This window comes from Pseudomonas sp. QC2 (assembly GCF_002859085.1).
Classification (GTDB): domain Bacteria; phylum Pseudomonadota; class Gammaproteobacteria; order Pseudomonadales; family Pseudomonadaceae; genus Aquipseudomonas; species Aquipseudomonas petroselini.
On record NZ_PKKS01000008.1, the window covers coordinates 20706 to 46278 of the forward strand.

The following is a 25573-nucleotide window of genomic DNA, read 5'->3' on the forward strand; positions in this document are numbered from 1 at the left end:
ATCAGATTCATGGGGCGAGTGTGGAGTCGGTTTATTAAGTAGGAATTAACGCGAAAAAAGACCAGAAGTTAACAATTTCGTTAACTCCTGGTTAAAAAGTCTTACAGCTTCCAATCCAGTGCCAAGGTGATCGAACGTGGGTCCCCCCAATACACGCCGTTATAGAAACCGACGCGCTCGTAATATTTTTTATCAAATAGATTGTTGACGTTGACCGACGCCGAAACATGTTCGTCAAACTGGTAGCGCGACATCAGGTTGACCACGGAATAGGCCTGCTGGGTGATTTTCGCCCGCGTGGTGATCCGGTTTCCGTCGCTGTCCCGTGCGCCTGTCGGCCTGTTGCTGAAATCATAGATTTCGCTCTGCCAGTTCACGGCGCCGCCGACCGTCAGGTTGCGCCATGAGCCCGGTAACCGGTAGGCGCTGGACACCTTCAGCAGGTTCAGCGGCTGGCCGGTGTTATTGCGCTTGTCCAAGCCATTCACCGAGTGGGTATAGGTATAGCCTGCCGTCAGGTTCCAGTCCGGCATCACCTCGCCGGCCACCTCCAGCTCGAAGCCATTCACCTTGTTACCTTTACCACCGGACTTGTAGTACTCCTCGCCTGTGGTCGGGTTCGGCGGTACCGAATCATCCCGCTCCGCGACGTTGTCCTGTGTGCTCCAGAAATACGCAGCCGCCACGTTCAGTCGCTCCTCCAGCAGACTGCCCTTGAGCCCCACCTCATAGTTGCTGCCCACCACGGGCTCCAGGTATTTCTTGCTGGCGTCCTTTAGGCTTTGCGGCTTGAAGATGTCGGTGTAGCTCGCGTAAACGGTGTATTGCGGGGTGATGTCGTAGAGCAGCCCGGCATAGGGCGTCCACATATCGTTGTGGGTCTGGCGGGTCTTGTTGGCGGCGGTCAGTTGGTTGTCGGCGTTATAGGCAGGCGCCGCGCTGACCAGTTCCCAACTGCCGTAACGGCTGCCCAGTACCGCATGTAAGCGCTCGGTCAGGCTCAGGCGCGTGGCCAGGTAGCCGGCCTTCTGCTGCTTGCTGCTGTGCTCGCCCTTGAGGTCGGTGACGGTGTCGGCAAACTTGCCGATCCCGCCCATGTGTTTCCAGTCTTCGATGCTGTAGTAGCTGGCAGGCAGGCTGCTGCGCATGAAGGGGGAGACGTCGCGTTGCGTGGCCTCGCCATAGCCCATCATCAGTTCATGCTCGCGACCCAGCAACGCGTAGCTGCCGGCGAGGTTGAGGTCAACCGCCTCCATTCTCGAGGTGCCGAGCATATGGCTTGCCCATGCCGTCATGCCGCTGCGGTCATCGTTGGGGAACCCCGCACCGCCGTAGTACACCTTGCCATCCGTGTCGCTTTGTCGATGGGTGTAGGCGGCCTTCACATGCCAGTCGCCGCCCAGGCGATGGTCGAGGGTGGCGAAGGTGGTCTTGTCCGTCAGTGGCCAGGAACTCCAGTGCGCCGCCATATTGGTGGAGCGTGAGAGCCCGGCCTTGCCACCCTGGCTGTTCCAGTAAGGCACGGTGCCCCAGGAAGTGCCTTGTACCTGTTTGTTCTGGTAATCAAAGCCCACGGCCAGCACGGTATCGTCTGATAGGTCGCCTTCGAGAATGCCGTAGCCGACGGCCCGCTGTAGCCCGTAGTTGTCGCGGAACGACTGGCTGTCGCGGTAGGCCAGCACCGTTCGCCCGCGCAGCTTGCCGTCGTACGCCAGGGGGCCGCCGACATCCACGTAGCTGTAGTAGTTGTCATGGCTGCCACCGCTGATGCCGGTTTTGGCCTGCCACTGGGCGGTGGGGCGCTTGCGCACCATGTTCACCGTGGCCGACGGGTCGCCGGCGCCGGTGGTCAAGCCCGTGGCACCGCGAACCACCTCGATGCGGTCGTAGATGATGGTATCGGAATCCGACTTCATGTAGCCGAAAGTGTTGAGCATCCCGTCAATCTGGAAGTTGTTGATGCCATAGCCACGGGACGAATAGGACACACGGTCGGAGTCGTTGTGCTGGACGTTGATGCCCGTGGTCTGGCGCAGCACTTCGGTCAAGGTGTTGAGGTTGAAGTCATCCATTTGCTGGCGAGTGATCACCGAGATGGACTGCGGGGTTTCCTTGACGGACAGGTTCAGGCGGGTGGCGGTGCTCATCGAACCGGTGGTGTAGGCCCCGGTGTGCTCGGTGGTAGCCCCGAGGCCGTCGGCACTGATGCGCGTGGCACCGAGTTCGAGGGTGTTGTCTTTGAGGGTGTAGCTTTCGGGGTCGGTTTCAGCCAGCAGGTCCGGGCTCACCACCACGCTGAAGAGGCCGAGGGTAAAGGTCATGGAACGGGTAAAGGGCGCAAACATCGCGGAAGACTCCTTGTCGTCTTTGCAGCCTTCTCAGTAAGAGAAGGCCTTGGCTCAAAGACGAAAGGAGGCGTGGAACTTTAGGCTTAAACGAGAATGATTGTTATCTTTCTGTTACAGCGGTGCTTGGAGTACCACCTCGGTGGTGGCCTTTTTCGGTTTGATCAGGCTGAAGTCGATCAAGCCTTTCTGCTGCCGCTCGTAGGGGTTGCCGATCAACAAGGGGCGTGGCTTGAAGCTGTCGCTGACCAGGCTCTTGCTGCGGTCCCATTCATCGAAACTCAGCCCGGCCAGGTCGGCCCAGGTATGAATCAACTGCGAACTGCTGTACGGGCGTTGCAGGTCGCCGGCGAAACTCCAGTCGTGGGTTTCGCGCCATTTCGGTGAGGCGTAGGCCATGAACGGGATGGTGTACATCGGCGCTGTCGGCTTGCCTTCGTTGCGGCCCAGGGTGCTGTGGCCGGCGGAGTCGAAGACGTCTTCACCATGGTCCGACAGGTATAGCAGGAAGCCGTTGGGGTCGGTCTTGGCGTAGTCCTTGATCAGGCTCGACACCACAAAGTCGTTGTACAGCACGGCATTGTCGTAGCTGTTGTAGGTCGGCAACTGTGCATCACTGACGCCATCCGGCACGCCCTGGCGGTCGGTGAACTTATCGAAGGTCGGCGGGTAGCGGTACTGGTAGCTCATGTGAGTGCCCAGCAAGTGCACCACGATGAACTTGCGCTCGGCAGGGTCGGCCAGGGCCTTGGAGAAGGGCGCGAGCACGTCACCGTCGTATTGGCGGGCGTTTTGGTTGCGGTTGTTGTTCAGGTACACCTGCTCGTCGGCCTGTTCCGAGAACGTCGTGAGCATGGTGTTGCGCTTGGTCATGGTCTGCTGGTTGGTGATCCAGTAGGTCTTGTAGCCGGCCTGCTTCATCACGCTGACAATCGACGGGGTCTTGAGGTACAGGTCCGGGTTTTCTTCGTCGGCGAAGGTCAGCACCTGCTGCAGCGCTTCGATGGTGTAGGGGCGCGGGGTGATGACATTATTGAACACGGCCAGTTGGTCGCGCAGCTTGTCCAGCTCGGGCGTGGTGTTGCGCGGGTAGCCATAGAGGCTCATACGCTGACGGTTGGTGGACTCGCCGATCACCAGCACCAACGTGGACGGCTGGCCGGCCATGCTGTCCTTGAGGTTCTTCAAGGGCGGGATCTGGCTGGCGCTGGTGAGCATGCCTTGCATGTTGTCCAGCTGTTCGGTGTAGCGACGGTACGCCACGATCATCTGCCACGGCACGGCGGGTTCGATACGGGTTTCAAAGCGATCAATGGCCTGTTCCATGTTGTCACTGGTGGCTATCTGCTTGACCAGCGGATAACCCACCACCGCCACAACAATCGCTGCGGCTGCCAGCATCGACTGGCCGCGAGGCAGGTAGACTGGGCGCAGGCGCGTCCACAGGAATACGGCGAAGGCGGTGTGGGCGATGAACGCCAGCACGATCCACCAGGCAAAATACTGGGTGGCGTATTCGCCGGCTTCAGAGATGTTCGACTCGAACATGATGAAGATGACGCTTTGGGAGAATTCCTGCTGGTAGATGAAGAAATAACCCAGGCTGGCCATGGAGCACGCCCATAGCACCACACCGATCAAGGCGGCGAGCAGGCGCGTACGGCGAGGGAACAGCAGCATCGGCGCCAGCCACAGCGCACTCATGAAAAAAGCTTGGCGAAAGCCACTGAAACCGGAGGTGCCGGTCAGTTGGATCAGCAGTTGGGTAATACCCGAGAAGTACCAGAAAAACAGAAACAACCAGCCAAAACCGGCCCAATCAAAGCCTTTCGCAGACGTGGTGCTGCGTTTGAACATCGCCATCCAGCGCTCCAACCCGATAATTTTTCAGTTGACGCGCAGGGGCGCACGCAACAGAGGCCACCCTTGCATGGGGTGGCCCTTCGGGCGGGAGTATCGGGAGGGGCATGTGAAAACTTTGTGAGATTTATGTAGCCGTTATCTTACAAAGTGGTGACGAGGCTTAGCAGAGTGCAGGCTGGGCGCTGGAAGGCTGGTCCAGCTGGGCTTGGATGATGTGCGAACGCAGGCGAAGGACTTCCTGCTGCAGTTGATCGCGTTCGTCCTTCAACTGACGCAACTCATCACGACGGATGTTGACGTAGAGGGTCTGTGGCGGGCGGGTCATCTGTGCTGTGCTCATTGCTTACCTCGCAAATAGCCGGTAGATCGCGGTGCCAGAACGCTTGATTCGAGGTTCTCGGCATCAGTCGGAAGCAATTCTGAATTCTTTTTTGGAACAAGGGAACTTTTTTATTTTTGACGGTCCTGTGACTTTTATCACCGTGATGGTGAAATGATGGCTACTTTTTTGTCATGAAACTACACGGATCCGCTCTGGACTAACCCTCATTAGCCTCATTGCGCTATAAACTATGTCACACATTTTTTAGTAGTTAGGAGCATCAGCACATGCAACTGGGGATTATCGGACTAGGCCGCATGGGCGGGAATATTGCACGGCGCCTGATGCTCAATGGGCATACCACCGTTGTTTACGACCGTAACGAAGCATTTGTAAAAGGCCTGAGTGAAGAGGGCGCCACCGGCGTTTCCGACCTCAAGGCGCTGGTGGCCGGGCTGCAGAAACCGCGCACCGTGTGGGTGATGTTGCCGGCAGGCGCGCCCACTGAAGACACCATCAATGAATTGAGTACGCTGCTCGAAGACGGTGATGCAATCATCGACGGCGGTAACAGCAACTATAAGGACGACGTTCGCCGGGCCAAGGCCCTGGCTGAAAAAGGCCTGCACTATGTCGACGTCGGTACCTCCGGCGGCGTGTGGGGCCTGGAGCGTGGCTATTGCATGATGATCGGTGGCGACGCCCAGACCGTGCAGCGCCTTGATCCGATCTTCAAGAGCCTGGCGCCGGGCCTGGGCAACATTCCGCGCACCAAGGACCGTTCCGCCAGCGCCGACCCACGGGCCGAGCAGGGTTATATCCACGCCGGCCCTGCGGGCTCAGGTCACTTCGTCAAGATGATCCACAACGGCATCGAGTACGGGATGATGCAGGCGTTTGCCGAAGGTTTTGACATCCTCAAGACCAAGAACTCGGAAAACCTGCCGGAAGACCAGCGCTTCGACCTCAACGTCGCCGATATCGCCGAAGTCTGGCGCCGTGGCAGTGTGGTGTCGTCCTGGTTGCTGGACCTGACCGCCGACGCCCTCGCCACCGACCCGAAACTGGAGGGCTATTCCGGCTCGGTTGCCGACAGTGGCGAAGGCCGCTGGACCATCGAAGCCGCCATGGAACAAGCCGTGCCGGTACCGGTGTTGTCCACCTCCTTGTTCGCACGCTTCCGCTCGCGCCAGCAAAGCACCTACGGTGACAAAATGCTCTCTGCCATGCGCTTCGGCTTTGGTGGTCACGTGGAGACTTCCAAAAAATGACCGCCAACGGCAAGAAACTCAAGGCCGAACCCGCTCCGCCCACCACCCTGTTTCTGTTTGGTGCCCATGGTGACCTTGTAAAGCGCCTGCTGATGCCGGCGTTGTACAACCTCAGTCGTGATGGGCTGCTGGCCGATGGCTTGCGCATTGTAGGCGTTGATCACAACGCCATCAGCGATGCCGATTTCGCCAAGAAACTCGAGGACTTCATTCGTACCGAGGCCGCGAGCAAGGTCAAGGGCAACGCGGATAACGCCCTCGACCCACAACTGTGGGCGCAATTGGCCAAGGGCATCAGCTACGTCGAGGGCGATTTCCTCGACGACAGCACTTACGCCGACATCGGCAAGAAGATCGCCGACAGCGGCACCGGCAACGCGGTGTTCTACCTGGCAACCGCACCGCGCTTCTTCAGCGACGTGGTGCAGCGCCTGGGCAGTGCCGGCCTGCTGACGGAGACCGACGACAGTTTCCGTCGCGTGGTCATCGAGAAGCCCTTCGGCTCCGACCTGGCCACCGCCGAAGCGCTGAACGCCAGCCTGCTCAAGGTGATGAGCGAGAAGCAGATCTATCGCATCGACCATTACCTGGGCAAGGAAACGGTGCAGAACATCCTGATCAGCCGTTTCTCCAACGTGCTGTTCGAAGCGTTCTGGAACAACCATTACATTGACCACGTGCAAATCACCGCCGCCGAAACCGTCGGCGTAGAAACACGGGGCAATTTCTTCGAAAAAACCGGCACGTTGCGCGACATGGTGCCCAATCACCTGTTCCAACTGCTGGCGATGGTGGCCATGGAGCCGCCTGCAGCCTTTGGCGCCGACGCCGTGCGCGGCGAGAAAGCCAAGGTGATTGGCGCCGTACGCCCTTGGTCCCTGGAGGATGCGCGGGCCAACTCGGTACGCGGGCAGTACACCGCCGGCGAAATTGGCGGTAAACAATTGCCGGGCTATCGCGAAGAAGCCAACGTGGCGCCTGACAGCAGCACCGAGACCTTCGTCGCCCTCAAGGTGATGATCGACAACTGGCGTTGGGTCGGCGTGCCGTTCTACCTGCGCACCGGCAAGCGGATGAGCGTGCGCGACACCGAAATCGTCATCTGCTTCAAGCCCGCGCCGTATGCGCAGTTTCGCGACACCGAGGTCGATGAGCTCAAGCCCACCTACTTGAAGATCCAGATCCAACCGAATGAGGGCATGTGGTTCGACCTGCTGGCGAAAAAGCCGGGGCCGACCCTGGACATGGCCAATATCCAGTTGGGCTTTGCCTATAAGGACTTCTTCGAGATGCAACCGTCTACCGGGTACGAAACCCTGATCTACGACTGCATGACCGGCGACCAGACCTTGTTCCAGCGTGCCGACAACATCGAGAACGGCTGGCGTGCGGTGCAGCCATTCCTCGATGCGTGGAAGGAAGATGACGGGATCCAGGCCTACAAGGCGGGTGAGGATGGCCCGGCCGCTGCTGACGCTTTGCTGGCCCGTGATGGCCGCAGCTGGCACAGCCTCGGATGAGTGACGCAGCGATTCATCCCATCCGTTTTATCCTCAGTGACGTGGACGGCACCTTGCTGCATCCCGATCATAGCCTCAGCCAACGCACCGCCGACGCGGTGCGCGCCTTGCGCGAAGCCGGAGTGTTGTTCAGCCTGGCCAGCGGGCGCCCGCCCAAGGCCATGCTGCACCTGATCGAAACCTTTGGGATCGATGTGCCGGTGGCGGGCTTCAATGGCGGTACCTTGATCAACCCGGATGGCAGCATCCTGGTTGCCCATCATCTGCCAGCGGAAGCGGCGCTGGTTACCCTGGCGCTGTTTTCAGCGGAGCCGGAGGTGGAAGTGTGGGTGTTTGCCGATGGCGACTGGCTGCGCCGTGACCCGCCAGGGCCGATGGAGCCACGCGAGGCGAATGGCCTGGGCTATGGGCCGGTGGTGGTGGAAAGTTTCGAGCCCTACCTGGACCGGGTCGACAAGATCGTCGCCGCGAGCCACAACACGCAATTATTGGTGGAGCTGGAGGCGCGATTGCAACCCAAGGTGCAGGGGCTGGCCCAGGTGTCGCGTTCGCAACCGGTGTACTTGGACGTGACCGCGATGCTGGCCAACAAGGGCGAGGCCTTGAAGACCTTGGCGGCACACCTGGGTGTGCCCATGGAGCAAACGGCGGCGATTGGCGATGGTGGCAATGACCCGGCGATGTTTCAGGTGGCCGGGTTGTCGATTGCCATGGGGCAGGCGGAAGAAACCGTCAAGCGCCAGGCCAGTGTGGTGACGGGCAGCAACATCGAAGATGGCGCCGCCGAAGCAATCGAACGGTTTATTCTCGCGGCACCCTAAGCGACGCGTGTTCTAACTCTGAACTTGCGCGCCATTAACACATGGCGCGCAAGTTACACGGTCGACTTACTTTGGCATTACCCAAGACTGCAACTGGTGGCCATCTTTGTCGAGCTCGGCACGCGCTTGCAACAGCAAGTTTTCCAGTTGCGCCGGGTCGGTATAGGCACTCGACGACAGTTGTTTGCTGCCGATACGGTTATTGGTACGGTCGATGACGCTCAGGCTCAGGGCGCCGTTGCCATCGTGCCAGGCCACGCACTGAAAGGGTTGGAAAGCACGGTCTGCGATCAAAAGAGCTTCGTTGATGCGGAGCGGGGCGTTCATGTGGGTTCTCTCTCATTGCCCATTCAAGTGAGTGCCGGCGGTTGGGCTGACCGTGCGGCGGGTTACTTGTACTGATGCACGATGGCGGGGTACGGGTCACATGTTAGAGCAACTATTTTCAACTTTTAGTGATGGGCGTCATGTAAGCGGCTGTTTTGAAAGCTGAATGAAAGTCCTGGTAGTGCCTAACTTTTTTGGCGTAAACGCGCGAAAGTGGCTTTTTGCCCAGACTTATAGCGAAACGGTACAAGCCCCGCGTCAAGACCTTGCTAGGGTTAGCAGCAGACGTCACAAACTGTTGTTTCTAAATAACTTTAACAATTTTGACGCCAAGGAACAGTCATGGGTGGACCCCCCGTTCAACGTCGATTGCTAGTGGTTGACCCCTGTGACGACTGCCACGGTCTGTTGCCCGGTTTGCGGACGGCGGGGTGGGCCGTCGACAGCTGTACGTTGGAAGCGGTGGGTGACCGATCCTGTGATGTCGGCCTGTTGCGCCTACAGCCCTACCATCTGGAGCGTCCGGAAGCGGTCAAGGAGCTGATCGGCCGCAGCGGCACGGAATGGATCGCCGTACTCAGCCAGGACGTGTTGCGCCTGCAGAACGTCGGTGACTTCGTCTGCGAGTGGTTTTTCGACTTCCATACTTTGCCCTTCGACGTTGCCCGCGTACAGGTGACCCTGGGGCGCGCGTTCGGCATGGCACGCTTACGGGGCAAGGGCCAGACGCCGGTGGACGAACCCGAGCATGAACTGCTGGGGGACAGTCGGCCGATCCGCGAACTGCGCAAATTGCTCTCCAAGCTGGCGCCCACCGAATCCCCGGTGTTGATCCGTGGCGACAGCGGCACCGGTAAAGAGCTGGTGGCCAAGACCCTGCATCGTCAATCCCAGCGCCACGCCAAACCGTTTGTGGCGATCAACTGCGGGGCGATCCCGGAACACTTGATCCAATCCGAATTGTTTGGGCATGAAAAGGGGGCGTTCACCGGTGCCCATCAGCGCAAGGTCGGACGTATTGAAGCCGCGAACGGCGGCACGCTGTTTCTCGATGAAATCGGCGATCTGCCGATGGAACTGCAAGCCAATCTGTTGCGTTTTCTGCAGGAAAAACAAATCGAACGCGTGGGCGGCAGCCAACCGATTCCCGTGGATGTGCGCGTACTGGCGGCGACTCACGTCGATCTCGAAGCCGCGGTGGAGAAGGGCACCTTCCGCGAAGACTTGTATTACCGCCTCAACGTCTTGCAAGTGGTCACCGCGCCATTACGCGAACGCCATGGCGACGTCGCGATGTTGGCCAACCACTTTTCACGGTTCTACAGCCATGAAACCGGCCGCCGCCCCCGCAGCTTCAGTGACGACGCCCTGATCGCCATGGGCGAGCACGCCTGGCCGGGCAATGTCCGCGAGCTGGCCAACCGCGTGCGCCGCGGCCTGGTACTGGCCGAAGGGCGTCAAATCGAAGCCGTTGATCTGGGATTGCAGGGCCGGCAGGCAATTTCGCCGCCCATGGCTACACTGGAAGACTACAAGCACCGCGCCGAACGCCAGGCACTGTGCGATGTGCTCAACCGGCACAGTGACAACCTGAGTGTCGCCGCCCGCGTGCTGGGGGTGTCCCGGCCCACGTTCTACCGGTTGCTGCACAAACACCAGATCCGCTAGGGCGGGTAAACCGAAAAGCCCCGCAACGACCCTTATCGTTGCGGGGCTTTTCCTTTGTTGTGGTAAACGGGCTTGTCGCACCGCCCGCGTTGGGCGGCGAAGCAGCCCCTCCTCAATCAAAAGTAATACGGAAACTTCAGGCTGAACGTAAAGTCCGGCGCATCATCCGTCATCCCGATCGCCAGGTTCGGCACTATCGTCAGGTTGTCCGATGCGGCAATCGTCATCCCGACGTTGAAGTAGCCGGCGTTGGCGTCGCTGGACACCACCGATTGCCAATCCCCGCCATTGGGTTTGAGCTTGCTCTTGCGCTGTATCAGGTCGGAGACTGAGAACGACATACTCATCTTCTCGTTCAGCGCGAAGGCAACGCCCATGCCGACCTGGAAGCTGTCGCCAAGGCTGACCTTGCCGCCGACTTTCTGGTTGACGTCACTGCTGATGTCATCGAATGACTCTTCGAAGTTGTGGGTGTAGGACAGCGAACCAAACAGCACGGCCGGGTCGAACGTCTTGACCAGAGATATGCCGGGAGTAATCGACCAGACACCGTTACCCGTAGGCAGGTTTTCCGGGACATACAGGTTGTCGTTGGCGGTAGACCTGACCAGCTTGATGCCAAAGGGCTCTTTACCGGTTGGCGCCTTGACGCGTACCGACACCACCGCATCCGGCAGGGTGGGGGTTTCATCCAGGAATTTGTACGCCACGCCGAAGTTGACGTCGCCGATGGTCGGGTCGCGGGTCACCGACTCTTCCGATGTGGCGTTGCCATTGTTACCGGCACCGCCCGACTGGTAGGTCGATTCGCGGTAGATCACCGGTACGTTCACATCAAACTGCCAGCGGTTATCGAGGTTGTAGCGACCGGTCAGGTCAAGGGTCCAGTTGTCCGACTTGATCCGGTCCAGGTTGATATTGCCGAGGAAGATCGAGTCCAGCGCCAGGAAGCCGTTAAGCGTCAACTGGCGGGCGTCGTAACGCGCATAAGTGACACCGGTTTCAAAGCTGAACTTGCCATTGCCGAAAAAGCCGCTGGCCTCGTTATAGAGGTTACTGACGCTTTGCGCAGGCGCCGAATCGTCCTTGAGAGACTGACCATAGGAACTGCCGCCGCCGCCTGCACCACCCGAGGCGGCCGCAGCGCCGGTACCGGCGACGGTTGCACCGCTGGCCTTCTGGAAGTCTGCTGGGGATTTCGCCAGGCGCTTGGGCGCCGGTGTCGCCGGTTGATCCTCAACCTGGCGTACCCTTTGCTCCAATACCGCCAGGGCTTTTTGCTGCACTTCGTACCGCTGCTTGAGTTCCAGGAGTTCTTGTTTGAGGGTCTCGATATCGGCGTCTGGCGCGGCATACAGCATGGATGCTGGCAAGAGCGTACTTAAACAGACCACCGCACGTAACGATAACGATCGATGCATGAAATAAGCCGTCCTTTTCTAATGCGAAAGTGTCGAGGGTCAGCGTAGTTCAATAACCGAGAGTGCGTAGGCCTTTAAGTTGATCCAAATTGCAGTTCAACGCCGGGTTGTTCAGTCCGTTATTGCCCATTACCACGTTGAGCTGGGTCATGTTGTTGACGAAGTTGGTATTCCCGGTCAACACCGTGCCTTGCAGCACTTGGCCGCCGCCAATCTGCTGGAGGCTATTGCCTTGGTTATGGTTGGCCTGGATCGCCATCTGCAAGCCGCCATTGTTGGCCGATACGCTTACGCGGCCCGCCGCGCTGTCGCCGGTAACCGTACCGCCGGCCACCAAGACTTGCCCCGATTGCACAATATTGGAAGGCGCAAAGCCGTTTTCAGTGACGTTGATACCGACATTGTTGTACGCCGTGTTGCCGTCGCCGGCGGTGCGCACGCTTTGTGTCACGCCGGTGCCAGTGCCCAGGCCAGCGCCTCCGGTGACGTTGCCGGTGCCGGTATTCTGGTTCGTACCTGTGCCTGCCGAGCCGGTGGTCTGCACATAAAACTGGGGGGTAATGGTCGATGAATCGACTTGCATGCTGGCTTTGCCGGTGATGGTGTCACCCACGGCATTGGTCCAGGTGCTGCTCATGACAATACCGAAGCTGATGATCCGCCCCGGCATCACGTAGCGGCCGCGCAGCTCGGCCATTTCCGAATCCTTGAGTTCGATCGGTTTGAACCCTGATGAAGCATAAGCGGGCATTGAGGCTGCCAGACACAAGACCGTCAGCCAACGGGAAGTGTTCATCTTTCGCTCCTGGAGCGTCCTGCCCCTTATTGCGCTTCTTTAGAAGAAGTCGCTCTGGATGAAACCGAAATCCATCAGCTCGGCATCGCCTACGGGCCTGAACTCATTCAACTGGTTCTTGGCGGTCAGTGGCGTGGGCGGGTCGAGCAAGGCATTGGCCTTGTCGTAGCCTTCACCCAGCACGGCGAAAACGATGCCATTCCAGCCCTTGACGAAGTCGTCGTGTGAATAGCGCTTATGGCCCAGCACGGGGTCGCCGATATAGACCCAGTCCTTGTCCGCGCGCTGCAATACCACGAAGTGCTTGTAGCCACGAATTTCCAGCAGCACCACCACAGGGATCTTCACGGTCACCAGGGTGTCTGGCCCGATCTTGTAGCCCCGGGCACGCATGCCGATGCTTTCGAGGTAGCGCTTCATGTCCAGCATGGAAAAGCCCTGGGTGCGTACCAGGTCCTGGTCCGCATTGACCAGCATGCCTTTGATGACGTGGTCTTCGTCTACGTCCAGCCAATAGCCCTGGCGCAGAATGGTGGCGAGTGCCGCAGCACCGCAGCTGAAATCGGTTTTCTGTTCCACCAGGTTGGCGAACCGGCGCTCACGGATACTCTCGACCTTCTTGTAGATGACTGCACCGCCAGGCATGGCGGAGATCGCCATGGTGCCTGCCCATGTAGGGCCGGTGAGCAACATCAGGAGGGTGAGGGTCGCGAGGCGCATGATCGTGTGACCTGCTGGCTACTGATATAAAAAACAGGGAGTAAAAAAGGGCCTTGTTGCCAAGGCCCCTTTGGATCAGAAGCGCACGCCGCTGGCGCAGACGCTGCAACCCTGGCCGATCGACAGGCTGTTGCTGCCTTGGTTGCCGGCACCGGATTGCAGGTTCACACCCACGTTGCCGGAGTTGCGGTTAACCGAGTTGTCGAGGCTGGAGTTGTTGGACACGTACTGAGGTTTGCCGCCGTGATGGCCGTACCCGGTAGCCGCGGTATTGAGGTAGTTGTTGGCGAGCGAGTTTTGCTCGGTGTTGGCGGCCGCTGCGATGTTTTTGCCATCAGCCGTGGTGATCGCCAGGTTGTTTTTGCCTTGGTTGCCTTGACCGGCCTGGCCGTTGTAGCCCAGGTTGCCGGAGTTACCGTTAGCCGAGTTGTCCAGGGAGGCGTTGTTTTGCGTGCCTTTGTTGACGAAGTTGTTCAGCCCGCTGTTTTGATTCACATCGACCACGGCAAATACGGTGGCGAAGTCGCCTTTGGCGCTGGAAATCGCGCCAGAGTTGTCGGCTTGGTTGCCGCTGCCGGCTTGAACGTTCACACCGACGTTACCGCTATTGCCGGTCACCGAGCCATCGGCAGAGGCGTTGTTTTCGGTTTTGGTGTCGTCAAACTTGTTGCCGACGCTGTTTTGTACATCCGTGACCACGGAGGCAACCACACCGGTTGGTTGAGGCGCAGGGTGCCAGCCACCACCTGCTTGAGCAGCAGCAGCCATCAGGGCGGCGAGAGCGAAAACCAGTGGTTTCAGGGCCATTTGAGGTTTCATGGTGTTTCTCCTTGCTTCTAATTAGTTGGTTAAGTGTTGGTACGGTCTAGCCAGTGCTACCAAGCTGTTACTTGATAGTGATGCCCAGGGTGTTAGCCACTCGGTTCCCCACCCCAGCACTCTGGTTCACCTGAATCACTCCTCGGCTGCCTGTGAAGGCCTGGTCGCTTGTCACGACCTGGCGGCTGCCAGTGGTGGGGGTGAGCCCTGAGTCGGTTGCCAGCGTCGTCGTGTTCTGTTGCAACAGGACGCTGTCGTCTATGGCTTGCGGGCCAGGGTTGATGCTGATCCGCACGGCATTGACTGATTGGTTATTGGCCCCGGCTGACTGGTTGATGCCCAACATGCCGTTGCCATTGGTAAAAGAGGTGCCCTCGATCGCTGCCTTGGCGGCCAGAGAGGGGTCGACCTTGCCGTTCATGTTCTGGATATTGCGGGTGGTGCCCTGACCACCGAGTGCGACGGCGCGGTTGTTGGCGGTTTGCTGCTGGTTGCCCGCCGCCTGGTTGATCATCACGTTGCCGTTGTAGGCTTGGCCGCTGTTGTTGATCACCGCGGTGTTGTCGGCCATCGCCGAGGCACTGCCCAGCAGGGCCAGAAGGAGCAGGGAACGGTTCATTATTTGCCCCCCATCATGCTGCCGATGTTGTTCAAGGGCGCCATGCCACGCTGGATCGAATCGCTGATCTGCCCACCCACGGAAGCCCCGGCACCGTGACCGGCGGCTGAGCCGGAACCGAGTGTTGAGACACTGTTTTGGGTGTTGTTCAGGCCCGGAATGTTTCCGTTGGGCAGGATGGCGCGGGTAATGCCCGCGCCACTGGCGATGCCACCGATGTCCATGTCACTGAGCTCACCCGTGGAACCAAGGATCTCGTGGCTTGGATTGGCGTTGGCGGTGGTGGGGTAGGGGTCTTTACCGAATGAAGGTCGACCGTACATGTGCCCTTGTACGTCGCGGCCGGTCACGATCACGCCGTCACCTGCCAGGGTCGGAAGACTGATGCTGGCGCTGAGTACACAGCTGACCAGCAGTACGTTCATCGAACCTTGAGTGAGTGTGATCACGGCGGCATTCCTTATTCTTCACGCTGACCCTAAACAGCGTTGTAAGGGAGAGAGCAGAAGCCGTGCCGCTTTTTATTTATATTGGTTATTCAATGGGTTGCGCTGAATGCGAGGCAAAATGATGGCCGCACTGTATCAGCCGTGAGACAGCGACCCTTAAAGCCCAGGCTACCCAGCCACTGCACAACCGCTTCACCTCCCTGTATCAGCGTTGAAACACCGGGCATGACAAAACGATGAACGCGCTCACCGTGGGCGGTTCAGGGCAGGGAGCTGTAAAAAAAACGGACACTTCGGACGCGCGCAAGCCTACGCCGGAGGGCGAAGACTCAGCCTTTAGGGGCTTTACGCGGGATGGAGTTGAGTACGGGGTTGCCGTCCTGGTTCTGGGTCAAGTAGACCGGCAGCACCTTGGGCAGGGAGGGCACGAGGTTGTTGACCTCGTTGATGTTGTAGATGCCGCCGATGCGGATCGCCCCGGTGCTGGCGTCGGCCAGCATCACCGGTTTGCTCAGGTAACGATTGATCAGCGGCAACGCATCGGCCAGGGCCAGGTTGTCGAGGATCAGCTTGCCCTGGCGCCAGGCCAGTGCGGTGTCGTCCGGGTTGATCGGCTGCACGCGAGGCGTGGCGTCACCCTGCTGATAGCTGGCCTGCATGCCGGGCGTGAGGGGCACGCTGCCGTGTACCGCGTCGCTGGCGATTTGTACCGAGCCTTCGAGCAGCATCACCCGTACCTGGTCTTCGTATTTCCACACGTTGAACTGGGTACCCGTGACGCGTACCTGGCCATTGCCGGCGCGCACGATAAACGGGTGGGCGTTGTCATGGCTGACCTTGAAGAACGCCTCGCCCTTGTTCAGCGTGACCCGGCGCTGGTCCTTGTAGTTGCTGTAGACCAGCTCGGTGCCGAGGTTGAGTTCCACCTGGCTGCCATCGCCCAGGGTGACCTGGCGTAAACCCGTGGTGGCGTCGAAGCGCTCATAGGAACTGGGCAACCAACCGGCTTCCCAGCCGGTAAAAGCGGCGAGGGGCAGGGCGACCAGGCAAATCGCCGCTGCCACTGCGTAGGTACGCGCCCGGCTGCGGGGCTTGAAGGGCACCACCACTGGCGCAGGTTCGTGGCGTGGCAGGTGGTCGGCGACGTCCCAGATTTCGAGCATGGCCGCATATTCAAAGGCATGCAGCGGATGGGCATCGTGCCATTGGGTAAACGCCTGACGTTCGCCCTCCGTGCAGTCAACGGCGTGCATGCGCATGCACCAATGCGCAGCGGCATCGGTGATCGCGTCATATTCGGCTTCTGATAGAGACTGTTCGCGCATTGACCCATCCTGATTTCCCTCATTCTAACTTCACGGGCCCGTGACGAGAACAGCGGTCATGGCGATTGCACATCAATGTTGAACGAATTTAGGCGATACAGCGGTTGAAACCTGCCATATAGCACTTATTCTCATTAATTGGCGTGTCCAGTCTCCTAGGTTCAAGGTGTCGTCGGTATAGGGTCGAGATGGCGTCCCATCTCGCAGATAAGACGAGCGATGGAGTCGGCGTTGCACAGAATCGTGTCAATGCGTGCGTCCGGTGATGTGCTGTCCAGAAACGCGTCGCGCGCATCTTCCACAGTCGTACTGCCCGTGGACTTTTGGACGGCTTTGAAGATGGGGTCATCGGAGTCCGTAGAGTCGAAGCTTTCCCACATGCCCGAGAAGTCGTTCCAGCGTGAGAACAGCTGGTGACGCGGGGTGGCCAATGACAGGGCTTCGCGCTGTATCTGCTGCAAACTGTCGCGGGCGAGCCTGCCGGTCACGGTCAAGATTTCGATCAGGTCCGAGAACGGCCGGCGTGATTCAGCCGTGCTGATATCGTGGGCGGGCGTGTAGAGATGGGCGAACTCGTGAATCAGCGTGGCCGCTCGCGCATGGCCGTCAATGTCGAACGGTTCGGTCAATAGATGGGTGTATTGGTGCAGTTGTTGATCAAAAAACCGTTCGGTGAAAAACACTTGCTTGCTCTGGTCTTTGGCGATGACGAACGCTATAACGCCTTCAGAGGGATCACTGCCGGTGCCCACCACGAACCGTGAGCTGTTCAACAGATCAAGGCTGGGGTCCACCAAGGCTTTGCACACCGGGATCAGGACTTTTCTCATTTTTTTCAGCATGCTTTCGTCGATGTTGTCGGCGTCGAACAATTGCCTCAGGAACCCCTCCAGGCGGGTACCGGGTGTCAGCTGCTTGAGTTGCACCAGGTTGTGCATGGCGTTGAACGCATAGAAACGCGCCAGATCCAGCGCTTCGATGATTTGCATGGCCTTGGTGGGATACAGCCGGCGAATCTGTTCCATACCCGTCGCTTCGATGTTCAAGAACATCTTGGCGCTAGAGCGGGTCACGTAGCTATTCCCCAACCGCGAGAGCGCTTTTCCGTATTGCAGCCTGTGATTGTGCGGTTCCAGGACCAGACGCTGCAGACGGGTACTGGACACCAGGGGGCCGTCGCTGCCGGGGGCTTTGCCGGCTATTCGCAGTCGCTTGGCGTGTTTGATCGGGTAGACCTTACCTTCCACTGCGCCGTAGAGCGCTTTGCCATCGGAGGTGGCGTAAAGCCCGGTTTTCGGCTGTATGTGCAAGTCCGCCAAGGCTACATCGTTGACTTCGTAGGATTGCAGGCGCGTACGCCTGGGGTCTGTCACGTCGATGTCCGTAAGGGTTGGCGCGATCGGGGCTGCAGGGGTTTTCAGGTCGCGTTCATCCACCTCGTTGAACACCGGCGGTTGCGCCTTGGGCACCGGCGTGCGCACTAATTGCTCCACCGTCGCCATTTGCGCAACACCGAAGATGAACGAGCGCAGTGCATCCTGCCAATGGTGCTGTTGCAGGGCCTCGGCCGAGTCCTTGAACAGGGTGTAGCTCTGCCAGATCAGCAAGGGTAGCTGCAGTTTGCCCGGTAAGAACCTTGCCGCGCGCTGCACACCGCTGCCCAACAGGTGCTTGATGGTGTCCCAGAAGTCTTGGCCATCAGGGTCAAGCTGATGCTCAAGCATGCGTCCCATCACCTGCCGGTTGTCCTGGTACAGCTGTTTGATGGCGTGGCCCTTGATCGGCTGATTGGCCAAGGTGATTTCCGATGTCGCACCTTTGGTACCCGCCAGCAGGTTTTTATACGTGGCCTTGTGCGCACCCAGCAGGTGGGCAACGATCCAGTCTTGCAGCGTGCCGGGTACATTCAGTTGGTTGAGAAACTGCGCCGTGCTCTCGAACTCCTTGAAACACTGGCTTGGGTAGTACGGCGCATAGAGAATCAACGGGCCTGTGGTGCCGGCACTGATCAGATAAAGGCCCAGCGCCTTGGCGATGCTGGCGCGAGGTGTCGCAATCATTTCAAGGGGGCGAATACTCGCCGTGGCACCGTCGACGGCGGCTCGCGCGATGGCGTCCGGCATGTCGAATACCTGGCGAATCAGGATGTAGCCGGCGTCCGATAACTGCTCCTGCAGTTTCAGCGCATGGGCGTGTTGCAACAGCTGCCATGGCAATTGCTGGACGAAACGCCGCTCACGCTCCTGGGCCCCCGGCTGGTCGGTTTCCAGTTTTTCCTTGAGACGGTCCTGACCGTCCTTGGCAATCTTCAAGTTCGCGAGGAGTTGGCGGACAGTCGATTCGGTCAGGGTCTTGGCGCCCGATTCCACGGTGAAGGAACTCGCCTGCTCATTGATGTGCGCCAGGGCGTAATCGACGAGGTTCTGCCGCTGCCCACCCAACGCAAGTGTTGGCGTTATAAACACGTCTTCGGGGTAAAGGGCGTCGTCCACCAGCATGTCGCTGAGCGTGTCGTGGACATGCTGGCGCAACGAGAACAGCTCATACAGGTAGTCTTTCTCATCCAGGGTGTTGCGTCGGTATTGTTCCAGCAACTCGGCATGGTGGCGCTGCTCTTCAGGTGGCGCCATGCCCAACCAGGCCGGCAGCGAGCGTTGCGCGACAAAATAATGCGCGAGCTGCGCGGCGCCCTCCAGGGGCGACGCGGGAAGCACGGCTAAACGATTCAAAAATGCCTTGCCGGTCGGCTTCTGTGCCAGCCAATGCGCCCTGTGTGCGATGTAGTGGTCGATCCACGACTGCTGGCGGTTTTCACTGATGGGCTCGGTGATCAGCCAGAACGCCCCCAAGGTATATCTGGCATGGGGCAGGCGTTGGCGCGGGTCAAGGTTTTCCAGGAGCGCCAGACGTGCGTCGGGATCTTCCAGCCGCGCCTTGAGTTGTTCTTTCGCCAGCGACGGGGACGCGAAGCTTTCCAGGCCCCACGCCGGGGTCCAGAGAATCGCGCGGCCCGAGTGATGGTGGTCCAGGCCGCCGCGTTCGGTGAGCATCAGGCAATTGGCCAAGCGGTGGCGCAGGCTTTGCCCTTCACGTTCGACGGTGACGCAGTAGACATCCGGGATGAACCCTTGGAGGTCCTCCCGTCGACGGCGGTCGGGAGTGTCGCTGTCAAAAACGGCCTGAATGATCGACTCGTCCCTGGCGTCCAAGCTCTTGTTCAGGCGCCGCAGGTGCGCCTGGCTCAATATTGCCTTGGACATCATGTCGCCCATCAGCGGCAACAGGCTTTCAAGGCGTGCACGGGGAATGTCGCCGATGTCCTGGTGTTTAAAATGAGTCAGCACGCCCTCGACCATCCGATTGAGGGCCTTGACGTCCAGGTTGGACAGTTTCTCGGCATGATTGCCGTTGCGTGGCTGATAAACGCCGTAATGACGGGTCTCGGGAACCGGTCCGAGACCTTCGGCCAGGCGGCCGATAAAATGATCTTCCAGGCTTTGGCTTTCCAGAGGCAACGCCACGGCACGTTGGTCGGCGCTGTCAGCGTAGCGATTGATGAATACCCGTGCCGGATCGAGCTGTTGGCGCTCACGCTGTCTCAAGTTATCGATCAGCGGGTCCATGACCGAGGGCAATGGCTTCATCAGGTCTTCGAGTGCCTTTGGGATATCAATCAGTTGTTTGTACAGCCGTTCTGCGCGCTTGGCGGCGGCCGACACCGGCCGCGTGGGGTCGGCCAATACGGAGTGAGTGGTCCAGCGCTGTGCGCTGTCCAGCGCCAGAAGCCGGTCGTCGACCATGAAGCGCACGTCCAGGGCATGGTCCAGCAGCGCCGAGAGGTTGATATCGCCGCGTTCGCGACGGAACTGGCCGAGCACATAGATCAGGTTGTTTACCTGCTTATCAATGATGCGTTCCATCAAGTGTTCGAACACGTTGCCGACGATGAGATTGCCGGTGACCTGAGGCTCGGTAAAGCCGATAAACAGCAGGCGCTCCTCCAGGGACATAAAGTTGTAGACATCGTCTTCATAGGCGGGCGCCTTCACCATCGCCTTCAAGGTCTGGATCAGGTCGGCGTGGTCGGCCAGCACTTGCAGCCCCTTGGGCGGCGAGTAAAACCAAGTGTGGGCGTTGCCAATCATCACGCAACTGGTCAACTCGACACCATGCGCCGCGTGTTCCCAGAACCGCACGGTCTCCCAGCGCAGCCCGCCACTGCCCTGAGCGCGCGGAGCACCGTCAGGGAGGAACAGGGCGGCCAGTTCATCCGCTTCTTCAGGGGTGATGATCGCGTCCTGGCGTTTGAGCAGTAGATCGATCCGGGCCTTGTGCGCCATCGTTTGTGCCAGGAATGTGCGACGCGAGGTGCCGTGTGGCGTGTCGGTATTCCAGAAAGTCTCCAAGGTGTTTTGCAAGAACGACGACAACTGCCGTGACGCCTGTTCCAGGCCGTTTTCCCACGGGGTCAGTGCTTTGGATACGGGGGTGTATTGGGGATGGAAAAACTCACGTGTCTGCCCCACGGGCCAAGCCTGCTGACGATAGCGCAACAGCAGTGCATCGGTGATCGGCAGCGAATTGACCCATTGTCGAGGTTCACCGTCGGTGGACCCCACCTTGAAAAAGTTGACCCGCGCGCGGCTGGGGTCGAGCGTGGGCAGGAGTGGGCGAAACACGCTTTTGAGCAGGTCCTGAAGCATCGTCTCCAGGCTGGGCAGTTTAACCAGCTCGGCGAGCACCGCCTGCAGGTTGAGCGTTTGCTGGTGGTCCAGGGCTTTTTTTTGCGCCTGGAAAACATCCTGTGCAATATCCTCGGCCGTCAGCACCAGGCGGTTGTCCAGGATCAAGCCGGCGCGTGTGCCCAACGCGATGAACTGCAACAGGTCATCCGCTTGTGTGGCGTCCCTGAGTCGTTCGGTCAGCTCGACGAGCAAGCGTGCACGGTTATCGAACTTCTCCAAACCTCCGTAGGGCGTATAGAGAAACGCCGGGGTGTAGTCGCCTGTCGAACTCATCATGAAGCTGCCCGCCAACGCCAGCGCCGACGGGGTGTTTTTGTTCAGCCAGAGGGCTTGGGCGATCATTGGCGGTTCTTGCGCGCGTCGCGTGGCGTCGGTGGCGAACGACAGGTTGCGCAGAAACCCGATGTCCTTGGCGGTGATGCTGAAGTGCCGTTCGCGTTCTCGTTCCTTCCAGCCTGTGCGCAAGGCTTCGGTAAAAAAGTAAGGCGGTTGTACCTGGCTCATGAGGTGTTCCTTAAAGACGTTCAGACGGTGCGACGGCCCCGTCCGGTGAGTCTTGAGGCTAAAGCGCGGTACAGCGGCCCGGCAGTAGATATGTCTGGTGCGCGCGGCGCGCGGTGGTCGACAGCCGCGAGGGAAACCCTGTTTAATCGAGGGTGCCGATTGTTCGTACGCAGTTGCCGATTCCAATAATTAAACGGGAGCTACAGATGTCAGCATCGCCTTTGGATCAAGAACCTTCGCTCACGCGGCTCAGCAGTGCGCAGTTGACCCAGCTGTTGCGGCGGATCTTTATCCGCCACGGCACCTCTGAAACAGTGGCCCAGGTATTGGCCGAAAACTGCGCCAACGCCGAGCGCGACGGTGCCCATAGCCATGGGGTGTTCCGCATCCCCGGTTATGTGTCGACGCTGGACAGTGGTTGGGTCAACGGCAAGGCGGTGCCCATCGTTGAAGACGTCGCCAGTGGGTTTGTGCGGGTGGATGCGGCCAATGGTTTTGCCCAGCCGGCGCTGCACGCCGCGCGCGCGCTGCTGGTGGACAAGGCACGCAGCGCCGGGATTGCGGTGCTGGCGATCCGCAACTCCCATCACTTCGCTGCCCTTTGGCCGGATGTCGAGCCGTTTGCCGAAGAAGGCCTTGTCGCGCTCAGCGTGGTCAACAGCATGACCTGCGTGGTGCCGCATGGCGCCGACCGGCCGCTGTTTGGCACCAACCCGATTGCATTCGCTGCGCCCCGTGCCGACGGGCCACCGTTGGTGTTCGACCTGGCCACCAGCGCAATCGCCCACGGCGACGTGCAGATCGCCGCGCGCAAGGGTGAACGTTTGCCACTGGGCATGGGCGTGGACAGCCTCGGCCAGCCCACCCAAGACCCGAAAGCCATCCTTGAGGGGGGCGCCTTGCTGCCCTTCGGCGGGCACAAAGGCTCGGCGTTGTCGATGATGGTCGAACTGCTGGCTGCAGCGCTGACCGGGGGTAATTTTTCGTTCGAGTTTGATTGGTCAGGCCACCCAGGCGCCAGGACGCCGTGGACCGGACAGCTGGTGATTCTGATCGACCCCAGCAAATCGGCCGGGCAGGGCTTTGCCGAACGCAGCCAGGAATTGGTGCGCCAGATGCACGGCGTGGGGCTCAAGCGTCTGCCGGGTGACCGACGTCATCGCCAGCGAGAAAAATCCAAGGAAAACGGGATCGCCATTGGCGCCGAAGACGTGGCGAACTTGTACCGATTGGCGGGGGAATGATGCAAATGATCGCGAGGGCGCCGGGCGGCACCCTCGCGGGCAAACGTGGATCAGTTACGGCGGCCCAACAACAGGCCGACCACTAGGCCAAAGCCTGCGGAAATGGCCACGGTCTGCCATGGATGGCCACCGATGTAGGTTTCGGTCGCATCGACCACAGGCTTGCTGCGCTCGCGCACATTGGACACCGAGTCCAGGGCTTGCTTGAGCTTGATGGCGACCTGCTCGCGCAGGGTTTCGCCTTCTTCGCCCACCAGGGAGGCGCTGCTCTTGAGCAGTTTGTCCGATTCCTCGATCAGTGCAGTCAGCTCACTGAACGCTTGATCCTTGATTTGCTCTTCGACGGCTTGCGCGGCAGATTTACGGGCCATTGTGTGACTCCTTGCAGGTAAAGGTGGCAGTGAACAATGGAGTCTCGGGCTGAGGCAAAAGTTGCAGTTTTTTTGCCCGGCAGCCTTTTCAACTGCAATCCGAATCAAGAAATTTCGACCTACAGTGTAAGATGTCGCCTATTTGTGCAGCAGGTAATTCAACATGAGCTTCAATCTGGCCAACAAGACCCTCGCCGAACGCGCCGAGCTGGAAGATGAAAAGTCCCGTCTCTACGACCTGTGGCAAACCAACTTGGGCAAGGCCAAGGGTGAGGCGGCGCGGTTGTTCGGCGAGCGTGCCAAACGTAAGGGCAAGTGGGCCGAATGGGTCCGTGCGGAGCTGGACGGCATGTCGCCGCCGGAGTTCTCCAACATGGTGCGCAGTGAGGTCAACAAGTTGATGGCGGCGGCGAAGTAAAGCTGGCGATAATCGCCTCGCGCACTTTGAGCAGCATCGGATCCAGTTGGGCCTGGGTCAGCCACCCCAGTTCCACCGGGTAACGCGGCAGTGCCAGCGGGCAGGGCAGTGTGCGCAAGCCTGTCAGGCTGGCGATGGCCTCGGCGGCATGCCCCGGAATGGTCGCCACTGCCTGGCTGCCCTTGAGCAGAAACGCCAGCGCGGCAAAGTGGCTGGTCGACGCACACACTTGGCGGCTCAGCCCCAGCGCCGCGAGCCCCTCATCGGTAATCCCGACAAACCCGCCTGACGACACCAGCACATGCTCGCGTGCCACGAACTCGTGCAGGCTGATGCCTTGCTGGCCCGGCGCCAGGCTGTTGGGGTCGACCAGGCAAGCGTAATCGCCTTCTCCCAGCACCCGCCGACTCAGCCGGCGTTCGGCAAAACCTCCCGCCGTGATCGCCATATCCAGGCTGCGATCAAGCAGGGCGTTGCCGACGATCTGGCTGTGGGTCTGACGGAAAATCACCCGCAGTTTCGGCAGGCGCTGCGCGATGGCCTCCATCAGTCGGCGGCCGTAAGCGATCTCGAAATCATCCGACAACCCCACCACCACGGCGCGGCCCTGATAGTGCGGGGTTTGTGGATCGATCATCGCCAGGCTTTGCCGACAACGGTCCAGCGCTTCGCTGATCACCGGTTTCAACTGATTGGCGCGCAAGGTCGGCGCCAGGCCCCGGCCGGTGCGCACAAACAGCGGGTCGCCATACACATCGCGCAAACGCCGCAGGCCGGCACTGATCGCCGATTGCGTCACACCCAGGCGCAGCGCCGCACGACTGGCACTGGACTCATCGTGCAGGGCCTCGAAGGTTTTCAGTAAGTTCAGGTCAACGTTTGCGATATTCATGTGGCTCATATCATTCAGCATTGAAGTGGGCTTTATTCATGATCGAGGCTGGCCGGAGAATGGGCAACCCTATTATTCGGAGTGTGTGTGATGCCTGTTTCTACTGTGGCCGCTTTACAGATAGGCGCGTTGCCGGGTGGCAAAGCCGAGACCTTGGCGCAAATCCTTGGCTACGAGGCGGAGATCCTGCGCAGTGGCGCGCAATTGGTGGTGATGCCCGAGGCGCTGCTCGGTGGCTATCCCAAAGGCGAAAGCTTCGGCACGCAACTGGGTTATCGCCTGCCCGAAGGCCGCGAAGCCTATGCGCGCTACTTTGCCAACGCGATCGACGTACCCGGCGTGGAGACCGAGGCGCTGGCCGGTTTGTCCGCCCGTACCGGCGCCAGCCTGGTACTCGGCGTGATCGAGCGCAGCGGCAGCACCCTCTACTGCACGGTGTTGTACTTCGAACCCATCGGTGGCTTGGTGGCCAAGCACCGCAAGCTGATGCCCACCGGCACCGAGCGGTTGATCTGGGGCAAGGGCGATGGCTCGACGTTGCCGGTGATCGACGCGGCGGTGGGGCGTATCGGCGGTGCGGTGTGCTGGGAAAACATGATGCCGCTGCTGCGCACGGCAATGTACGCCAAGGGCGTAGAGGTCTGGTGCGCGCCGACCGTGGACGAGCGCGAGATGTGGCAAGTGAGCATGCGCCATGTCGCTCATGAAGGCCGCTGTTTTGTGGTGAGTGCGTGCCAGGTGCAGGCATCGCCGCAGGCGTTGGGCGTCGAGGTTGCCAACTGGCCGGCTGAGCGCCCTTTGATCGCTGGTGGCAGCGTGATCATCGGCCCCATGGGCGACATCCTCGCCGGACCGTTGCAGGGCGAAGCCGGGCTGCTGACGGCACAGATCAACACGGATGACCTGGTGCGTGCGCGTTACGACTATGACGTGGTGGGCCACTACGCCCGGACGGATGTGTTCGAGTTGGTCGTGGATGAGCGCGCCAAGCCGGGCGTGCGCTTTATCACTGACTGACACACGGTCGAAATGTGGGAGGGGGGTGAGCCCTGATGCCAGTCACTTAAGGGCGAATAGTGTACCTGTGGCGAGGGAGCTTGCTCCCGTTGGACT

General features: G+C 59.9%; 21 protein-coding genes. 7 read left to right on the forward strand and 14 right to left on the reverse strand.

Annotated elements, in window-relative coordinates:
• Positions 1-101 precede the first annotated feature (101 nt).
• From QCBJ_RS06845 to QCBJ_RS30010, 3 genes are all read right to left on the reverse strand, one after another.
• Positions 102-2345 carry a TonB-dependent siderophore receptor gene (locus QCBJ_RS06845; RefSeq protein WP_102060380.1) on the reverse strand — a complete coding sequence of 748 codons (2244 nt, stop codon included), beginning with the start codon at positions 2343-2345 and terminating at the stop codon, positions 102-104.
• Positions 2346-2459: 114 nt separating this feature from the next.
• Entirely contained in the window at positions 2460-4208 is a 1749-nt protein-coding gene (locus QCBJ_RS06850) for a phosphoethanolamine transferase CptA (RefSeq protein WP_043205255.1), read from the reverse strand.
• 160 nt (positions 4209-4368) lie between these two features.
• Positions 4369-4548, reverse strand: a complete 180-nt coding sequence (locus QCBJ_RS30010) for a DUF6026 family protein (RefSeq protein WP_012723880.1) — start codon at positions 4546-4548, stop codon at positions 4369-4371.
• A 269-nt stretch (positions 4549-4817) separates the two neighbouring features.
• Between QCBJ_RS30010 and gnd the strand changes: the two genes are divergently transcribed.
• From gnd to QCBJ_RS06865, 3 genes are read left to right on the forward strand one after another with little or no spacing between them, the layout of a single operon-like run.
• A complete protein-coding gene (gene gnd, locus QCBJ_RS06855) occupies positions 4818-5801 on the forward strand; it encodes a phosphogluconate dehydrogenase (NAD(+)-dependent, decarboxylating) (protein ID WP_102060381.1) in 984 nt (327 codons plus the stop codon).
• Positions 5798-7321 (forward strand): glucose-6-phosphate dehydrogenase, encoded by a 1524-nt coding sequence (zwf, locus tag QCBJ_RS06860; protein WP_093545352.1) that lies wholly within the window; start codon positions 5798-5800, stop codon positions 7319-7321. Before gnd ends, zwf begins: the two co-directional genes overlap by 4 nt.
• Positions 7318-8142 (forward strand): Cof-type HAD-IIB family hydrolase, encoded by an 825-nt coding sequence (locus QCBJ_RS06865; protein ID WP_064053841.1) that lies wholly within the window; start codon positions 7318-7320, stop codon positions 8140-8142. The genes zwf and QCBJ_RS06865 overlap by 4 nt, the downstream gene beginning before the upstream one ends.
• A 66-nt stretch (positions 8143-8208) precedes the next feature.
• Here QCBJ_RS06865 and QCBJ_RS06870 read toward each other — a convergent pair whose 3' ends face one another.
• Positions 8209-8469, reverse strand: a complete 261-nt coding sequence (locus QCBJ_RS06870) for a hypothetical protein (RefSeq protein WP_012723884.1) — start codon at positions 8467-8469, stop codon at positions 8209-8211.
• 342 nt (positions 8470-8811) lie between these two features.
• On the opposite strand from QCBJ_RS06870, the gene QCBJ_RS06875 reads away from it, so the two are divergent.
• Entirely contained in the window at positions 8812-10137 is a 1326-nt protein-coding gene (locus QCBJ_RS06875) for a sigma-54 dependent transcriptional regulator (RefSeq protein WP_102060382.1), read from the forward strand.
• A 116-nt stretch (positions 10138-10253) separates the two neighbouring features.
• Here the strand turns inward: QCBJ_RS06875 and QCBJ_RS06880 are convergent, their stop codons facing one another.
• The 8 genes from QCBJ_RS06880 to QCBJ_RS06915 form a co-directional block, all read right to left on the reverse strand.
• Positions 10254-11558 (reverse strand): hypothetical protein, encoded by a 1305-nt coding sequence (locus QCBJ_RS06880; RefSeq protein ID WP_012723886.1) that lies wholly within the window; start codon positions 11556-11558, stop codon positions 10254-10256.
• Between the two features lie 49 nt (positions 11559-11607).
• Positions 11608-12354 (reverse strand): hypothetical protein, encoded by a 747-nt coding sequence (locus QCBJ_RS06885; protein ID WP_012723887.1) that lies wholly within the window; start codon positions 12352-12354, stop codon positions 11608-11610.
• 39 nt (positions 12355-12393) lie between these two features.
• Positions 12394-13074 carry a C39 family peptidase gene (locus tag QCBJ_RS06890; protein ID WP_012723888.1) on the reverse strand — a complete coding sequence of 227 codons (681 nt, stop codon included), beginning with the start codon at positions 13072-13074 and terminating at the stop codon, positions 12394-12396.
• A gap of 75 nt (positions 13075-13149) precedes the next feature.
• Complete coding sequence (locus QCBJ_RS06895; RefSeq protein ID WP_012723889.1) at positions 13150-13893, reverse strand: hypothetical protein; 744 nt, start codon at positions 13891-13893, stop codon at positions 13150-13152.
• A gap of 67 nt (positions 13894-13960) precedes the next feature.
• Positions 13961-14512: a hypothetical protein gene (locus QCBJ_RS06900; RefSeq protein ID WP_012723890.1), complete on the reverse strand. Its 552-nt coding sequence runs from the start codon at positions 14510-14512 to the stop codon at positions 13961-13963.
• On the reverse strand, positions 14512-14961 hold the full coding sequence (locus QCBJ_RS06905) for a hypothetical protein (protein ID WP_102060383.1): 450 nt from the start codon (positions 14959-14961) through the stop codon (positions 14512-14514). Before QCBJ_RS06905 ends, QCBJ_RS06900 begins: the two co-directional genes overlap by 1 nt.
• Before the next feature lie 329 nt (positions 14962-15290).
• Positions 15291-16286 carry a FecR family protein gene (locus QCBJ_RS06910; protein WP_046033784.1) on the reverse strand — a complete coding sequence of 332 codons (996 nt, stop codon included), beginning with the start codon at positions 16284-16286 and terminating at the stop codon, positions 15291-15293.
• A gap of 161 nt (positions 16287-16447) precedes the next feature.
• The gene (locus QCBJ_RS06915) at positions 16448-21535 is read right to left on the reverse strand and encodes a dermonecrotic toxin domain-containing protein (RefSeq protein ID WP_102060384.1); all 5088 of its coding nucleotides are present in this window, start codon (positions 21533-21535) and stop codon (positions 16448-16450) included.
• Positions 21536-21741: 206 nt separating this feature from the next.
• Between QCBJ_RS06915 and QCBJ_RS06920 the strand changes: the two genes are divergently transcribed.
• Positions 21742-22779 (forward strand): Ldh family oxidoreductase, encoded by a 1038-nt coding sequence (locus tag QCBJ_RS06920; RefSeq protein WP_012723894.1) that lies wholly within the window; start codon positions 21742-21744, stop codon positions 22777-22779.
• Between the two features lie 50 nt (positions 22780-22829).
• On the opposite strand, the gene QCBJ_RS06925 is transcribed toward QCBJ_RS06920, so the two are convergent.
• Positions 22830-23150, reverse strand: coding sequence for a YqjD family protein (locus QCBJ_RS06925; protein WP_010172915.1), 321 nt, complete (start codon positions 23148-23150; stop codon positions 22830-22832).
• Positions 23151-23313: 163 nt separating this feature from the next.
• On the opposite strand from QCBJ_RS06925, the gene QCBJ_RS06930 reads away from it, so the two are divergent.
• A complete protein-coding gene (locus QCBJ_RS06930) occupies positions 23314-23568 on the forward strand; it encodes a hypothetical protein (RefSeq protein WP_003190904.1) in 255 nt (84 codons plus the stop codon).
• Here QCBJ_RS06930 and QCBJ_RS06935 read toward each other — a convergent pair.
• Positions 23540-24460 carry a LysR family transcriptional regulator gene (locus QCBJ_RS06935; protein WP_102060572.1) on the reverse strand — a complete coding sequence of 307 codons (921 nt, stop codon included), beginning with the start codon at positions 24458-24460 and terminating at the stop codon, positions 23540-23542. The two genes, QCBJ_RS06930 and QCBJ_RS06935, sit on opposite strands and share 29 nt — an antisense overlap.
• 90 nt (positions 24461-24550) lie before the next feature.
• Here QCBJ_RS06935 and QCBJ_RS06940 point away from each other — a divergent pair, with 90 nt between their 5' ends.
• The gene (locus tag QCBJ_RS06940) at positions 24551-25477 is read left to right on the forward strand and encodes a carbon-nitrogen hydrolase family protein (RefSeq protein WP_102060385.1); all 927 of its coding nucleotides are present in this window, start codon (positions 24551-24553) and stop codon (positions 25475-25477) included.
• Positions 25478-25573: the final 96 nt, after the last annotated feature.

Coding starts and splice junctions, on each gene's coding strand:
- gnd (WP_102060381.1), top strand. CDS start 4,818: ATGCAACTGGGGATTATCGGACTAGGCCGCATGGGCGGGAATATTGCA.
- QCBJ_RS06900 (WP_012723890.1), bottom strand. CDS start 14,512: ATGAACCGTTCCCTGCTCCTTCTGGCCCTGCTGGGCAGTGCCTCGGCG.
- QCBJ_RS06870 (WP_012723884.1), bottom strand. CDS start 8,469: ATGAACGCCCCGCTCCGCATCAACGAAGCTCTTTTGATCGCAGACCGT.
- QCBJ_RS06865 (WP_064053841.1), top strand. CDS start 7,318: ATGAGTGACGCAGCGATTCATCCCATCCGTTTTATCCTCAGTGACGTG.
- QCBJ_RS30010 (WP_012723880.1), bottom strand. CDS start 4,548: ATGAGCACAGCACAGATGACCCGCCCGCCACAGACCCTCTACGTCAAC.
- QCBJ_RS06875 (WP_102060382.1), top strand. CDS start 8,812: ATGGGTGGACCCCCCGTTCAACGTCGATTGCTAGTGGTTGACCCCTGT.
- QCBJ_RS06850 (WP_043205255.1), bottom strand. CDS start 4,208: ATGGCGATGTTCAAACGCAGCACCACGTCTGCGAAAGGCTTTGATTGG.
- QCBJ_RS06890 (WP_012723888.1), bottom strand. CDS start 13,074: ATGCGCCTCGCGACCCTCACCCTCCTGATGTTGCTCACCGGCCCTACA.
- QCBJ_RS06880 (WP_012723886.1), bottom strand. CDS start 11,558: ATGCATCGATCGTTATCGTTACGTGCGGTGGTCTGTTTAAGTACGCTC.
- QCBJ_RS06885 (WP_012723887.1), bottom strand. CDS start 12,354: ATGAACACTTCCCGTTGGCTGACGGTCTTGTGTCTGGCAGCCTCAATG.
- QCBJ_RS06930 (WP_003190904.1), top strand. CDS start 23,314: ATGAGCTTCAATCTGGCCAACAAGACCCTCGCCGAACGCGCCGAGCTG.
- QCBJ_RS06845 (WP_102060380.1), bottom strand. CDS start 2,345: ATGTTTGCGCCCTTTACCCGTTCCATGACCTTTACCCTCGGCCTCTTC.
- zwf (WP_093545352.1), top strand. CDS start 5,798: ATGACCGCCAACGGCAAGAAACTCAAGGCCGAACCCGCTCCGCCCACC.
- QCBJ_RS06920 (WP_012723894.1), top strand. CDS start 21,742: ATGTCAGCATCGCCTTTGGATCAAGAACCTTCGCTCACGCGGCTCAGC.
- QCBJ_RS06910 (WP_046033784.1), bottom strand. CDS start 16,286: ATGCGCGAACAGTCTCTATCAGAAGCCGAATATGACGCGATCACCGAT.
- QCBJ_RS06925 (WP_010172915.1), bottom strand. CDS start 23,150: ATGGCCCGTAAATCTGCCGCGCAAGCCGTCGAAGAGCAAATCAAGGAT.
- QCBJ_RS06940 (WP_102060385.1), top strand. CDS start 24,551: ATGCCTGTTTCTACTGTGGCCGCTTTACAGATAGGCGCGTTGCCGGGT.
- QCBJ_RS06935 (WP_102060572.1), bottom strand. CDS start 24,460: ATGAATATCGCAAACGTTGACCTGAACTTACTGAAAACCTTCGAGGCC.
- QCBJ_RS06895 (WP_012723889.1), bottom strand. CDS start 13,893: ATGAAACCTCAAATGGCCCTGAAACCACTGGTTTTCGCTCTCGCCGCC.
- QCBJ_RS06915 (WP_102060384.1), bottom strand. CDS start 21,535: ATGAGCCAGGTACAACCGCCTTACTTTTTTACCGAAGCCTTGCGCACA.